This is a genomic window from Pseudomonas sp. TE3895, from assembly GCF_056278855.1.
The window spans coordinates 3,702,860-3,717,165 of record NZ_JBWBQE010000001.1 but is presented as its reverse complement, the minus strand read 5'-3'; the positions used below and the strand labels follow the sequence as shown (position 1 = coordinate 3,717,165).

Below are 14,306 nucleotides of genomic sequence, written 5' to 3'. Positions count from 1 at the left end.
TTGAAGAAAATCTACCGAGACTGACTCCGTCTGCCCAGCGTGGTGAAATCCGATCGACCTGTTGCGCCTCTTTGACGTCCCAAGAAAGCACCTTGGCAAATCACCCCAGAGGCGAGGTACTCATGAACGACCGCATCATCGCGTTTTTCACCGAAACCACCCTATTCGGCATCTCCATTCTCAATCTGCTGGTGGCGCTGACAGTCGCCACCGTAGTTTTCCTGGTCGCCCGTGCCGCCATCAGTTTCCTGATGCGCCGGGTACGGCGCTGGTCAGAACACGAAGGCCCACTGAGCCAGATAATGGCCAAGGTGCTTTCCGGCACCAGCAACGTTCTGTTGTTGCTGGCCTCTTTGCTGGTGGGCCTGAGCATGCTCGACCTGCCCGAGCGCTGGCTGAGCAGGGTCAGCAGCCTGTGGTTCGTGGTCGCTGCCTTGCAGATTGGCCTGTGGGCCAACCGCGCCATCGGCCTGGGCCTGAGCCGCTACTTCGCCCGCCACCGTACCGACGGCCTGAACCAGGGCAGCGCACTGGCAACCCTTTCGGCCTGGGGCGCGCGGGTCCTGTTGTGGTCAGTCGTAGTGCTGGCGATGCTGTCGAACCTGGGGGTGAACATCACCGCCTTCGTCGCCAGCCTTGGCGTGGGCGGCATCGCGGTGGCGCTGGCTGTGCAGAATATCCTCGGCGACCTGTTCGCTTCGTTGTCGATCGCCGTGGACAAGCCGTTCGAGATCGGTGACTTCATCGTCATCGGGCCCCTGGCGGGCACCGTTGAGCACGTCGGCCTCAAAACCACACGCATCCGCAGCCTCGGCGGCGAACAGATCGTCATGGCCAACGCCAGCATGATCAGCAGCACCATCCAGAATTACAAGCGCCTGCAAGAGCGTCGCATCGTGTTCGAGTTCGGGCTTTCCTACGACACGCCCACCGAGGCCGTGAAGAAAGCGCCAGGCATCGTCGAAGACGCCATCAAGGCCCAGGAGCAGGCGCGTTTCGATCGCGCTCACCTGCGCGGCTTCGGCAAAGAGGCGCTGGAGTTCGAGTGTGTCTACATTGTCCGGGACCCAGGCTACAACCTTTACATGGACATTCAGCAAGCGATCAACTTCAGGCTGCTGGAGCGGTTCTCGCAAATCGGCGCCAAGTTCGCCGTGCCGGTGCGCGCGATCAAGGTCACGGCATTGCCAGAGGCCGCCGGCCTGCATGGCCAGGCTCGCGAAGGCCTGAGCATCAGGGGCGCTTGATGCTGGCAACCTGCCCGGCTCGCCAGATAGGTGCGCCGCAGGGCGTGCACATGCGCACGCCCTGCCCGCGCTGAAACGCTATTTCAGCGCCGCAATGAAGCTGTCTTTCAGCACCTCGAGAAGGAAGTCCGCATTGGTCCGGCTGAAAATCATCGAAGGGCGCATTTTCAGCACGTTGTCATGCGGGCCTTCGGTGCCGATCAACACGCCGCGCTCCCGGGCACCATCAGCCACTTTTCTGGCCAGGGCCGTGGCTGGCGCCTTTGACTTTCGGTCAGTGACCAGCACGATGCCGAGGAACAGGCCCAACCCGCGCACATCACCAATCACGTCGAATTGCTGCTGAAGCTTGCGCAAACCCTCGAGCAGGTAATGGCCGACATTCAAGGCGTTTTCTTTCAACTGGTCGCGCTCGATTGCATCGAGCACCGCCAGGCCTACCGCGCATGACACTGGGTTACCGGCGAAGGTATTGAAATACTCCATGCCGTTGTTGAAAGCATCGGCAACCTCGCGCGTGGTCACTACCGCCGACATCGGGTGGCCGTTACCAATGGGTTTGCCCATGCTGACGGCATCCGGGACCACGCCCTGGGTCTCGAATGCCCACCAGTGGCTGCCGACCCGGCCAAACCCGACCTGAACCTCATCGGCCAGGCACAGCCCACCTTCGGCACGCACCATAGCGTACACCTCCTCAAGGTAGTGTTCGGGCAAAAACACCTGCCCCGCCACGCTGGGGATCGATTCGGCAATGAAAAACCCGGGGCGCTTGCCTGCCTTGCGCATGGCATCCAGCTGCTCTGCCACCGACTCGGCAAAGCGCTTGCCGTGCGCTTCCACGGGCCAGTGCTCGGGGGCGTAGTAGCTGTCCGGGACCACGGCCTCGTAAACATGCGCCGCCCTGCCCTTGCCCGCCTTGCGCTTGTACTTGTAAGGGCTCAGATCGATCAGTTCCTGAGTGGTGCCGTGGTAGGCCCAGTCCAGCACGATCGCCTGATCACTGCCTGTGTAGTTGCGCGCCATACGCAGCATCAGGCTGTTGGCCTCACTCCCCGAGCAGCCAAAGGACGCTACGCAAAGGCCCTTGGGCAAAGTGCCGGTCAGGCGCTCGGCGTATTCGACGATGTTGTCGTGCAGGTAGCGGGTATTGGTGTTGAGCAGCGCAGCCTGGCGGGTCAGGGCCTCGACCACGTCGGGATGACTATGGCCCAGGTGGCAGACGTTGTTGAAGCAGTCCAGGTAGGCCCGCCCGAAGTTGTCGATCAGCCATACGCCATCACCGCGCACGAACTTGATCGGGTCGGTGTACGAAATGGACAGGTTGGGTAGCAGCAGTTCCTTGCGCCTGGCAATGATCTGGGCCTTGGTCATGCCCTGCTGGCTGTAGGTCTCTGGCGGGATACCGGCCAGGGCCGAGGCATCGGGGAACAGGTCGGCCCACGCTTCGCGGTACGCGGGCTCACCTACGCCAATGACCTCGCACGCGCGCAACTGGGTATCGGTGACCAACTGCAGATGCAGGTGGGGAATCCAGCCGCCGTTCTCGTGATCGCTGCCCATGTAACCGACCAGGTCGCCGGCTTCGAGCTTGTCACCGGCCTGCAAACGGCTGAGCGCCTCGTGGGCCATGTGCCCCCACAGCGTCAGAAATGGCGGGCAACCGGGCGGGGTGTGCTCGAGCATCACCAGGCCGCCATAACCCAGCGGGTCTGGCTCGACCTCGACGCTTCTGACGGTGCCGGCAATCGGTGCGTACAACGGCGTACCCGCTGGCATCAGCAAATCTACCCCCACATGCAGGGTCCGGTGCTGCCCCTTGATGAAGCGAGACTCGAAGGCGCTGTCGGTATAGACGGCACGTACCTCGCCCCATGGCCCGATGCCCAGCGGGGCCTTGTGCGCGGCAGAGCATTCATTCCACCACCGCGTCGCATCTGCAGGGCGCTGCTGGGCCGAGGCAATGGTCATCTCATGGCTGGCATCGCCAAACGGCGCGATGACCTTGTCCAGAATGGCGGCTGACGGGCGCACCAGGTCGGCAAACGACTTGTGGTTGTCGGCAATCCAGCGGCGGACTTCCCCCGCACCTTCGATGGCATCGAAACCACAGGCCTTGCGCAGAATGCCGGTGGCCAACCGTGGGTTCATCGAATCGAGCTGTTCCAGTAGACGCCAGGCAGGCGCTTCACTGATCGCCAGGTAAGGGTTGTCGTCTGTCTGATCCCGCCGGGAAGCGGAGAACGTCACGCTGATGACCAAGCGCATGGCAATCAGGTTGAACAACACATCAAGTTCTTGCGCTTGCAACGGGTACTTTTCGTGGAAGCCGGCCACCAGCGCAGCAGCAGCGCCGATCGGGTCGTCCATGTCGAGAATGGCGTAGGCGCTGGCGATTGCGACCTCGGCAATCAGAACGGTGTGCACGGCATCGCCAAAATCGATGAAGCCAGTCACGCTACGGGGCGTTTCGGCATCGACCAGGATGTTCCAGTCGTTGGCATCGTTGTGGATCACCTGGGCCCGAAGGGAAGCCAGCTTAGGCTGTACAGTCTGTTCGAACCGGGCGATGAAGCGCTCGGCAACGGCCCGGCGATCAGGGTCCTTGATGCAGTGCAGCCGCGAACGGGAGCGCGCAGCATGGCGTAAGTCCCAGTCCAGGTCGCGGACTGCGCCCGGGTGCATGAAGCCCTGCAGGGCACGGTCAAGTTCACCGAGTGCCTGGCCGAAGTTTCTCATCAGCGCCAGGGAGCGTCTGGCCTTGGCAAGTGGCGTGCCGGCCAGCCAGCTGACCAGGCGCACAGCGTGCTTTTCACCGGTGCTGCTGGCCACAGACGGCAGGTAGTCGCCAGTCACGCTGGCCCGCAGGTGTGGCACGCCCAAATGCGCGCCATGCACGGCCAGGTGATCGAGTAGCGCGGTTTGAAACTCGCTTTCTACCCTGGGCTCGCTGGCATTGACGATTTTCAGTATCCAGCCTGCATCTACGCCAGTCTCCAGCCGGTAATTGCGATCACGCTCCCCATCCAGGGGCGTTGCAGTGCCGGTGACATCGAAGAAATCTTTTGCAAGGCCCTCTGCATCGCTTGCCGAAAACCGAGGTGCCGGGTGGGAAAGGTCTGTCATATCATCAGGTTCCGAGCGCGCTGATTGTTTTTCAATAGCTTGTCATGCGCCGCCGAAACGGACACCCTGCATACGGTCGGGCGCAACAGGCATTATGCCGGTTCCGACCGGCATAATGACGGCAAGCTTATCAAGGGGCTGCAATGCGTGACCTGGACGCTAAAGATCGTGAGATTCTTGAGGTACTTTCGAAGGACGCGCGTATTGCGCTCAAGGCGTTAGCCGGCCGCATAGGCCTTTCCCGAAGTGCCACCACCGAGCGTGTCGCCAACCTTGAACGCAGCGGAGTCATTCGCGGTTATCGCGCTGACATCGGCGAAATAGACGCCAACGTGATACGCGCGATCTTGCTGGTGACGTTGCAGCGCACGCCTGCCATGGGGCTGCTCGACCAGTTGGCAACGGACGCGCGCGTACGGCGGGTGTCGTCGGTGAGCGGTCAGCTTGACCTGGTGGTTGAAGTGGAGACCCGAACGATCGACGACCTCAACCAGGTACGCGACAACGTGGCACGTCACGAATCAGTGGATGACATTACCACGTCGGTAGTCCTGCGCCGTGATATCGACCGCCAGGGCGCCTGATACCTGCAGAGGCAGTAGACAGGCCATACTCACCCAAGCCTCACAGGTGTCGAAGCACGCCCTGAATCTCGCGAACGACCTGCCGCGTTGCCTCGTCGACGGTCCCTTCATTACGGCACAGCACCCAGCCTTGCTCCGCAATCGCACGCTCGAACGCCTCGGTACAGGCAACCTGTTCTCCCAGGTTATGGATCACCGTACTGCCCAGCCCACGCGTGCGCGCCGCGGCCCTCGCCCATGAGGTTTCAGGCGTTGTGACAACCCCGACATGCAAATCGGGCACTTGCACGTTTCGTTCGAGGTTCAGGCGCAGGATCTTGTCAAACGGCACTGTGCGGCGAAACGCAGCGTCAGAGGGGTACCAGCGATCAATCAGGATGATGCTGTCAGCGGGCTGCCTGGGCAGTACATGTCGGGAAATCCAGGCGCGGCTTTCAGCGAAGCGCTCGCAAACCTTGAACTCAAGGTCCTGGCAAGGGCTTCTGGAAAGCTGGTTGACCAGGGCCATGGTCTCGCCCCGGTGAGGATCATTCTTTCTTTCGCAAAGGCGGATCACCTTGTTCCCGTCCAGCCGTAACGCTTGAGTGACGGCCTCCAGCAGCGTGGTCTTGCCGGTCCCCTTGGGCCCATCGAAGGAAATAAACAGCGGGCGGTTCATCTTGCAATACCAGTTGGCTCAAGCGCGGGATAAGACCATTGATCGCAGCTGCCTTCAAGCGATTCTCGACGGGAGTACATTCGTACTCCATGCTGTGATCAAAGCATTGCCTTGGGAATGGACCGGCATTGCCCGACCCGCCATCCCCAAGGCGTGCAATGCCTGCTAGGCTGACGGACGATGGCGGACCTGCTGCCCGCCTCCCCTTACCCACAGGCACGGGCCAATGACCTACAACCCCCACGTTAACCTGACCAACTGCGACCGGGAGCCCATCCAGATTCCCGGGAGCATCCAGCCCCATGGCTGCCTGCTGGCCTGTGATGCCTCGGCGACCGTGGTGCTGCGCCATTCGGTCAACGCCCCACAGATGCTGGGTGTAGCAAGCGATATCAATGGTCAGAAACTGCACGTGGTGCTGGGTGACGAGGTCACGCATACGCTTCGCAACGCACTTGCCCGTACCCGGGATGCCTCGCGGCCAGCGCTCAGTTTCGGCGTGACGCTGCCCAATGGCGAGGCCGTCGACATCGCCGCCCACTTGTTCAAAGGCACGGCAATCCTTGAGTTCGAGCCTGCCGGGGCGAGCATCGCCGAACCGATCGAACTGGCCCGCACGCTGATTGCCCAGCTGCGCGAAATCGACCAGACCAGCAAGCTGTTCCGCGACGCCGCCCGCTTTGTCCGGGCGGTGCTCGGTTACGACCGGGTGATGATCTACCAGCTGGGAGCCGACGGTGCCGGCAAGGTGGTTGCCGAGTCCAAGCGTAGCGACCTCGAAAGCTTCATGGGCCAATACTTCCCCGCCTCCGATATCCCCCAGCAGGCCCGCGCGCTCTACCTTCGCAACCCGATCCGGGTAATCTCCGACGCCCAGTTCAATACGGTCGCCATCAACCCGGTGCTCGACCCCTCGGGCGAACCGCTCGACCTGTCCTACGCGCACCTGCGCAGCGTCTCGCCGATCCATTGCGAATACCTGTGCAACATGGGCGTGGGCGCCTCAATGTCGATTTCCGTCATCGTCAACGGCGAGCTGTGGGGAATGATTGCCTGCCATCACTACGCACCGCGCACGCTGGCCATGGGGCAACGTGTGGCCGCCGAGATGTTCGGTGAGTTCTTCTCCCTGCATATCGAGACCCTGCGTAGCCGGCAAAAACTCGAAGCCGCCGTGCGCATCCACAAAGCGCTGGACAGCCTGCTGCGCGACGCCAACCAGGCGGCGGACATTGATGGGTTCTTCCACGCACGCCTGCCCCGGTTGATGTCGCTGATTCCCTGCGACGGCATCGGCATGTCGCTGCTAGGCCGCTGGTCGTGCGCAGGGCTGGCGCCGCCCCAAACGGCCGTGCCTGATCTGCTGCGCCTGGCAGACATGGTCAGCGAAGGCCGAATCTGGGCGTCCAATCGCCTGTCGACGGTGCTCCCGTCGGCCCAGGCGTATTCTAATGATGTGTCGGGTGTGCTGATCGTCCCGATGTCGCAACACCCAAGGGATTACTTGATCTTCTTCCGCAAGGAGGTGGTCGAGACACTCGATTGGGCCGGGGACCCGAACAAGACCTATGACAGCGGCGCATTGGGCGACCGCCTGACGCCCCGCAAGAGCTTCGCCATCTGGAAAGAAACCGTTCACCAGCAGTCGCTACCCTGGACCGAGCAGGACCGCCAGTTTGGCGATGCCATCCGTACCGCTATCGTCGAAGTGGTACTGCACAACAGCGAACTGCTCGCCAGTGAACGCGCCAAAGCCGACGTGCGCCAGCGCATGCTCAACGAAGAGCTCAACCACAGGGTCAAGAACATCCTGTCGCTGATTGGTGCACTGGTTGCCCATCCGACCCCGGAGAGCCAGACCCTGCAGGACTATGTGGCAACGCTCAAAGGGCGTATCCAGGCCTTGTCGTTGGCCCATGACCAGGTGGTGCGCGGTGACGGTGGCGGGCGCCTGGCGAAGCTGCTGGAGGCCGAGCTTTCTCCCTATCGCACGGCTGCCGACGTGATCGAGTTGCAGGGCCCGAACGTCATCCTCGATGCGCGCGCGTACTCGGTCATGGCGCTGGTGCTGCATGAACTGGCCACCAACGCGGCCAAGTATGGTGCGCTATCGCGGGCTGGCGGCAAGCTTTCGGTGAGCTGGGCAATCGACGCCACCAACGCTTGTGCCATCAGTTGGCGGGAAATGGGTGGGCCAACGGTACGCCCGCCCAGCCGCAGCGGCTTCGGCACGGTGCTGATCGACCGCAGCATCCCGTTCGACCTGGGTGGCACCAGCGCGGTGGAATATCACCCCGAAGGCCTGCAAGGCTTTTTCAGAATCCCGGCCAAGCACCTTTCCGTAGCCGAAGCGGCAGAAACCGCTCTCCCGGCCACGCCTCTGGCCCGTGCAAACGGTGCGTTTGCAGCGCGCTCGGGTTTGTGTGTGCTGATACTCGAGGATCAACTGGTAATTGCAGTAGGCCTGGAGCAAATTCTCAACGATGCGCAAATCGAGGACGTGATCACCGCCAGCTCCGAGGACCAAGCCATGCAACTGCTTGGTAGCCACAAACCGGACGCGGCAATACTGGATGTCAACCTGGGCACCGGAACCTCCATTTCCGTAGCAGATGAACTGGTTCGCCGGCAGGTCCCGTTCCTCTTTGCCACCGGCTATGGCGACGGCATCAGCATTCCCGAGCACTTGCAGCATGTGCCCATCACCCGCAAGCCTTATGACGCCAATGCCATTCTGGCCAGCCTGCAAGGTCTGCTTGAGCTGGGGTGAATGGGATACAGAAGCAGCCTTGTATTGCGAAAAGGCCCGTATAGCCGACACATCACTGTCGGCTATACGGGCCTCTTCGCAGCACAAGACCGCGCCGGCAAAAGGACGGCGCCGGCCTGTCAGGGCTTATACCGCCAGCGCGCGCTCACGCAGCTCGCTGTTGAGGATGCGGTCGTTCTCGCTGTAATCGACCGGGCAGTCGATCACGTGCACACCCGGGGTCTTGATGCAGTGCTCCAGCAGCGGCAGCAGGCCTTCGGCGCTTTCCACACGGTGGCCGTTGGCGCCGTAGGCTTCGGCATATTTGACGAAGTCCGGGTTGCCGTAGTCCAGGCCGAAATCGGTGAAGCCCATGTTGGCCTGCTTCCAGCGGATCATGCCGTAGCCGTCGTCACGCAGGATCACCACGGTGATGTGCATGCCCAGACGTACTGCAGTTTCCAGTTCCTGGCTGTTCATCATGAAGCCGCCGTCACCACACACCGAGATTACCGGGCGGTCCGGGTGCACCAGGTGCGCAGCCATTGCCGATGGCAGGCCGGCGCCCATGGTCGCCAGGGCGTTGTCCAGCAGCACGGTGTTTGGCTTGTGCGCTTTGTAGTTGCGGGCGAACCAGATCTTGTAGATGCCGTTGTCCAGGGCGACGATGCCTTCGGACGGCAGTACACGACGGATGTCAGCCACCATGCGCTGTGGGTAGACCGGGAAGCGGTCGTCGTCGGCGCCTTCGGCGATCTGTGCTTCGTTGGCCTCACGGATGGCCATCAGGCGGGTGAAGTCCCAGTGCGACGTGTCGTTCAGTGCTTCACTGATCTGCCATACGGCGTTGGCGATGTCGCCAATCACTTCTACTTGCGGGAAGTACACGGCATCGACTTCGGCAGAGCGGAAGTTGATGTGGATGACTTCGGTGCCGCCACGGACCATGAAGAACGGCGGCTTCTCGATCACATCGTGGCCGATGTTGATGATCAGGTCGGCGGCTTCGACGGCGCGGTGAACGAAGTCGCCCGACGACAGCGCAGCGTTGCCAAGGAAGCGCGGGTGGCGCTCATCGACCACGCCTTTACCCATCTGGGTGGTGATGAACGGGATGCCGGTCTTGTCGATCAGCTGCTTGAGGACCTTGGCGGTCATCTTGCGGTTGGCACCGGCACCGATCACCAGGATCGGGTTACGCGCGTTCTGCAGTTTCTCGACGGCAGCTTCGATGGCCACGTGCTCGGCCAGCGGGCGGCGGTGCAGGCTGCGCGGGATCGGCAGCGCGTCGGTCTGCTCGGCGGCGATGTCTTCCGGCAGCTCCAGGTGCACCGCACCCGGCTTTTCTTCTTCGGCCAGGCGGAAGGCTTCGCGCATGCGGGCCGGGATGTTGTCGGCCGAGGCGAACTGGTGGGTGTACTTGGTGATGGGGTCCATCATGCCGCACACGTCAATGATCTGGAAGCGACCCTGCTTGGACTTCTTGATCGGCTTCTGCCCGGTGATCATCATCATCGGCATGCCGCCCAGGTAGGCGTAGGCGCTGGCGGTCACCAGGTTGGTGGCACCAGGGCCGAGGGTCGACAGGCTGACGCCGGTCTTGCCGGTCAGACGACCGTAGGTGGCAGCCATGAAACCTGCAGACTGCTCGTGACGGGTCAGTACCAGCTTGATCTTCGACTTGCGCAGGGATTCGAGCAGGTCGAGGTTTTCCTCACCGGGAATGCCGAATACATACTCGACACCTTCGTTTTCCAGGCATTGCACAACGACATCGGCGGCCTTGGCCATTTGGGGTACTACCTCAAAATCTTTGTGGGATTGCAGATTTATTAAGCTGCGTGACTGAGATGTTGCAGGATGTCTCAGTGGCGCGCATCGTAGGCCCTCTGGTTAATAATAATAAATATATTGTTATGATGCTTAGCATCACAGTTCGTTATGAATGCATCTCGCATGAAAGGTAGCACCCCTCAATGAACCTCAAGGCATTGCGCTGCTGTGTCGAAATCGTCCGGCAAGGCAGCTTCACCAAGGCCGCGCAGCACCTGCACATCGCCCAGCCAGCGCTGAGCATGGCCGTCACCCGGCTGGAAGAAGAACTGGGGGTAACCCTGTTCAACCGCACCACGCGCAAAGTGATCCTCACGGCAGAAGGCGAGCAGTTCTTGCCGCGCATTGCCTCTGCCCTGCGCGAAATGGACGTTGCCCGGCAAGAACTGCGCGACATGGCCGACCTCAAGCGCGGTGAGGTGCGCCTGGGTATCCCGCCGATGTTCGGCCTGCACTACGTCCCCGGGTTGATGAACGCCTTCCGCAAGTCGTACCCGGGCATTGCCATGACCGTGTTCGAAGGCAGTGCCGAAGACATTGGCCATCGCCTGGAGCAACGGGAAATCGACTTGGCGCTGCTGGAGTCCCGGCGTGTACCGCCCGACAAGGAGTCGATCCTGCTGGGCAGCGACGAGATGCTGGCGTGCATGCACCCGGATCACCCCTATGCCAGCAAGGCCTACCTCACCGCCGAAGACCTGCGCAATACCGACATGGTGGTGTTCGATCGCACCTTCGTTCAACGCCATCTTCTGGATGCGTTCTTCGCCGAACATGGCATCACTTACCAGGTGGCGCTACAAAGCAACTTCGTCTCGCTGGTGGTGCAGGCCGCGCTGGACAACATGGGGGTGGCGACCCTGCTGCGCTCGGTGCAGCAACGCACGCCAGGCATCGTCGGCGTGCCGTTCCGGCCAGCACAGCAGATGAGTTTCCGCTTGTGCTGGCGCTCGGGGGAATACCTGTCGCTGGCCAGCAAGCGGTTCATCGACTTTGCTGCACAGACGCATTATCTGGAGCGGTGAGGGCCAGTCTTCTGGGCGAGATGAGCAATCACCTGCTCCGCGGCACGCCCCAGGCAGCCTTTGAAAAAGTGATTGGCACCGGCGTACACCGACACCGCCCGTTGTTCAGGGCCAGCCCATTGCAGCAGGTTGGCCAGCGGTGCCATTTCATCCTGTTCACCATGGAGTAACAGGCAATCCCCAGGCAGCGGCAATGGCTCGTAATAGCGCCCTCCCGGTACATCCCCCACCGGCAGCCCCATCAATGCGACTGCCTGCAACTGCCCTTCCAGCGCACAGGCAACCCGGGCGAACACGTAGGCCCCAAAGGAAAACCCGACCAGCGCTACCGGCAGCTCGGGCTGTTGCTGATTGAAGTGACGGATGACCGCGATGCAATCCTCGGCTTCACCGATGCCCTGGTCGTGCGTGCCTTGCGTCTGCCCCACCCCACGAAAGCTCGGCCGTACCACTTGCCAGCCGGCTGCACGCAGCTGCCGTGCCAGGGTCAGTGGCACGATATGCCGTGGGCTACCGCCCAGCAGCGGTTGCGGATGGCTGACCAGCACCAGCCCTTTGGGTGGTCCGTCGGGGTAGTCGATCAACAGCTCGATCTGGCCGACGGCCCCATCGATAAGCAGCGGGTTGCGCGGGGTATCTGACATTGCAGTTGTCCTTGTGAACCGAGTGCGTGGCGCGTGTACACACCGTTTGCCGAGGGTTGGCGCGTCACCGCCCGCAGTCTAAAAGAGCAGGCGTACCCGCTGCCACAGGATCCCGTCACTTCAGCCAGGGGCGTAGCAAGCGCGCCCGAGCTGAGCAGGAAACGGGCTGCAACGTCGCGGAAGCCGGGGCAGCATCCTCGACGTTGCAGCCATCGATTGACTATTATCCCGCCTTGAACGTTTCAGCATGTTTCAATAGGGATACTAATGTCAGTCCAGGAACGCCCCCCGCTCCCCAGTAAACACACCGTCGCCAAGATGGAAGCCGCCATGGCACTGGGCAGCTTTGCCATCGGCACCGGCGAATTCGCCATCATGGGCCTGATGCCCGACATTGCCAGCAATTTGCAGTTGAGCGAGCCGCAGGTGGGCCATGCCATCAGCGCGTATGCGCTGGGGGTAATGGTTGGCGCCCCGACACTGGCCATTCTCGGTGCCAAACTGTTGCGCAAGCACATGCTGCTGCTGTTGATGCTGCTGTATGCCGTGGGCAACCTGGCCACGGCCTTTGCCCCCTCGTTCGGTGGCCTGGTCACATTTCGTTTCATCAGCGGCCTGCCCCACGGCGCCTACTTCGGCATTGCCGCAGTGGTCGCCTCGAGCATGGTCGCCAAGGATCAGCGCGCGGGGGCGGTTGCCCGGGTAATGATGGGCCTGACCTTGGCCATGTTGCTCGGCAACCCGGTTGCCACCTTCCTGGGCCAGTACTTCGGTTGGCGTTCGGCATTCGTGCTGGTCGGCGCAATCGCCCTGTGCACCATCGCCCTGGTCTGGCGTTTCGTGCCCCAGCGCCACGACGAAACACGCAGCGACCCGCGCAAGGAGCTACAGGCCTTTGCCCACCCACAGGTATGGATGGCGCTGGCCATCGCTTCGATCGGTTTTGCCGGCATGTTCTGCGTGTTCAGCTACCTGGCACCGACCATGCTGCACGTGACCCAGGTGTCGCCACAGTGGATTCCGTTCGGCCTGGCGGCGTTCGGCGTGGGCGGTATCGTCGGCAACATCGCTGGCGGCAAGCTGTTCGACCGTCTGCAGTTTCGCGCCGTGGGCTTGGTACTGATGTGGTCGGTCGCCGTGCTGCTGTTCTTTACCTTCGCCGCCCAGGCGCTGTGGAGCCTGCTGCTGGGCATCGGCCTGGTGGGCACCATGATCGCCCTGGCGGCACCGCTACAGATCCGCCTCATGGACATTGCCCATGAGGCACCTAGCCTGGCAGCGGCGTCGAACCATGCGGCGTTCAACCTGGCCAATGCCCTGGGGCCATGGCTGGGAGGCATGGCGATCACTGCAGGCATGGGCTGGACCAGCACCGGGTACATCGGCGCCGCGACTGCGCTGGTTGGCCTGGGCATTTACCTGGTGGCGCGGCGGATGAAAGGCGGGCATTGAAGCCGGCAGGGTCATAAAGGGTTACCCTACCCCTTTATGCACCCGCCACTGCCGAGTCATTCATGTTCGATTGGGAAGACCTGCGCCATTTCTCCGCCTTCAGCTCGGCCGGCTCGCTGTCGGCCGCTGCCAAGACCCTGGGTGTCGACCACGCCACCGTGGCCCGGCGCATCGCCTCGCTCGAGGCTTCGCTCCAGCTCAAGCTGGTCGACCGACGTCCCCGCGCTTATGCCCTCACCCACGAAGGCCAACGTGTTGCGGAACTCGCCGAGCAGATGGCCATGTCCTCTTTTGCCCTGGAGCATTTCGCCAGCGCCGGCCAACAGACAGTGGAAGGCGAAGTGGTGCTCTCGGCACCACCGGCGCTGCTGGGCAGCATCGTCGCCCGGCGCCTGGGCGAGCTGTACCAGCGCTACCCACAGCTGCGCCTGAAGCTGGTAGGCAGCAAATCCAAGGCATCCTTGGTCCGCCGCGAAGCTGACATCAGCATCGCCCTGGCCAGGCCGACAGAGCCAACTCTGGTGGTCAGCCTGCTGGGGCACCTGGATTACCGGCTGTATGCCTCGCCCGGTTACCTGGCCAGCGCAACGGTCAGGCGCTACATCGGCTACGACGAGTCTCAGGCCCGTTCCCCACAACAGCAATGGCTCAACCTCCAGGCCGGCCAGCAGCCGTTCGCATTGCACAGCAATGATCTGCGCATCCAGGCCCAAGCCTGTGCCGGCGGCATCGGCATCGCCTGCCTGCCCGCGTTCATGGCACAGGAACACGGTCTGAAAGAAGCAGGCAGCGCCCAACAGACAATGAGCATCGAAATCTGGCTGGCCGTGCATGAAGACGTGCGCGCCACGCCGCGGATCAAGGCGGTTACCGACTTCCTTCAGCAACAGGTGCGGCCGCTGCTACGCTTGTGAATTCTTGCAGATGGCGCATGCATCAATACGGAATTTTCGCCCAACCCTGCCAGCGTTAGGCTAACTCCATCACT

At 62.2% G+C, this 14,306-nt stretch carries 10 protein-coding genes; 6 read left to right on the top strand and 4 right to left on the bottom strand.

Translation table 11 applies throughout. The features are described from left to right. The first annotated feature begins 122 nt into the window (after positions 1-122). Positions 123-1,247, top strand: coding sequence for a mechanosensitive ion channel family protein (locus ACZ889_RS16690; protein ID WP_014756865.1), 1,125 nt, complete (start codon positions 123-125; stop codon positions 1,245-1,247). 78 nt (positions 1,248-1,325) lie between these two features. Here ACZ889_RS16690 and ACZ889_RS16685 read toward each other — a convergent pair whose 3' ends face one another. Then, positions 1,326-4,373, bottom strand: coding sequence for an aminotransferase class III-fold pyridoxal phosphate-dependent enzyme (locus tag ACZ889_RS16685; protein ID WP_476257588.1), 3,048 nt, complete (start codon positions 4,371-4,373; stop codon positions 1,326-1,328). Positions 4,374-4,516: 143 nt separating this feature from the next. On the opposite strand from ACZ889_RS16685, the gene ACZ889_RS16680 reads away from it, so the two are divergent. After that, the gene (locus ACZ889_RS16680) at positions 4,517-4,957 is read left to right on the top strand and encodes an Lrp/AsnC family transcriptional regulator (protein WP_004374903.1); all 441 of its coding nucleotides are present in this window, start codon (positions 4,517-4,519) and stop codon (positions 4,955-4,957) included. Positions 4,958-4,997: 40 nt separating this feature from the next. Here the strand turns inward: ACZ889_RS16680 and ACZ889_RS16675 are convergent, their stop codons facing one another. Further along, a complete protein-coding gene (locus tag ACZ889_RS16675) occupies positions 4,998-5,615 on the bottom strand; it encodes a dTMP kinase (RefSeq protein WP_017148329.1) in 618 nt (205 codons plus the stop codon). Positions 5,616-5,841: 226 nt separating this feature from the next. On the opposite strand from ACZ889_RS16675, the gene ACZ889_RS16670 reads away from it, so the two are divergent. After that, positions 5,842-8,385, top strand: coding sequence for an HWE histidine kinase domain-containing protein (locus ACZ889_RS16670; protein WP_476257587.1), 2,544 nt, complete (start codon positions 5,842-5,844; stop codon positions 8,383-8,385). Between the two features lie 126 nt (positions 8,386-8,511). On the opposite strand, the gene ACZ889_RS16665 is transcribed toward ACZ889_RS16670, so the two are convergent. Continuing rightward, a complete protein-coding gene (locus ACZ889_RS16665; protein ID WP_004576806.1) occupies positions 8,512-10,155 on the bottom strand; it encodes an acetolactate synthase large subunit in 1,644 nt (547 codons plus the stop codon). Between the two features lie 185 nt (positions 10,156-10,340). Here ACZ889_RS16665 and ACZ889_RS16660 point away from each other — a divergent pair, with 185 nt between their 5' ends. Beyond that, complete coding sequence (locus tag ACZ889_RS16660; RefSeq protein ID WP_180688154.1) at positions 10,341-11,222, top strand: LysR family transcriptional regulator; 882 nt, start codon at positions 10,341-10,343, stop codon at positions 11,220-11,222. Here ACZ889_RS16660 and ACZ889_RS16655 read toward each other — a convergent pair. Continuing rightward, complete coding sequence (locus ACZ889_RS16655) at positions 11,207-11,866, bottom strand: alpha/beta hydrolase (protein ID WP_274083573.1); 660 nt, start codon at positions 11,864-11,866, stop codon at positions 11,207-11,209. The two genes, ACZ889_RS16660 and ACZ889_RS16655, sit on opposite strands and share 16 nt — an antisense overlap. Before the next feature lie 267 nt (positions 11,867-12,133). Here ACZ889_RS16655 and ACZ889_RS16650 point away from each other — a divergent pair, with 267 nt between their 5' ends. Next, on the top strand, positions 12,134-13,318 hold the full coding sequence (locus ACZ889_RS16650) for an MFS transporter (protein ID WP_476257586.1): 1,185 nt from the start codon (positions 12,134-12,136) through the stop codon (positions 13,316-13,318). 62 nt (positions 13,319-13,380) lie between these two features. Then, positions 13,381-14,232 carry a LysR family transcriptional regulator gene (locus ACZ889_RS16645; protein ID WP_060489927.1) on the top strand — a complete coding sequence of 284 codons (852 nt, stop codon included), beginning with the start codon at positions 13,381-13,383 and terminating at the stop codon, positions 14,230-14,232. Positions 14,233-14,306 lie beyond the last annotated feature (74 nt).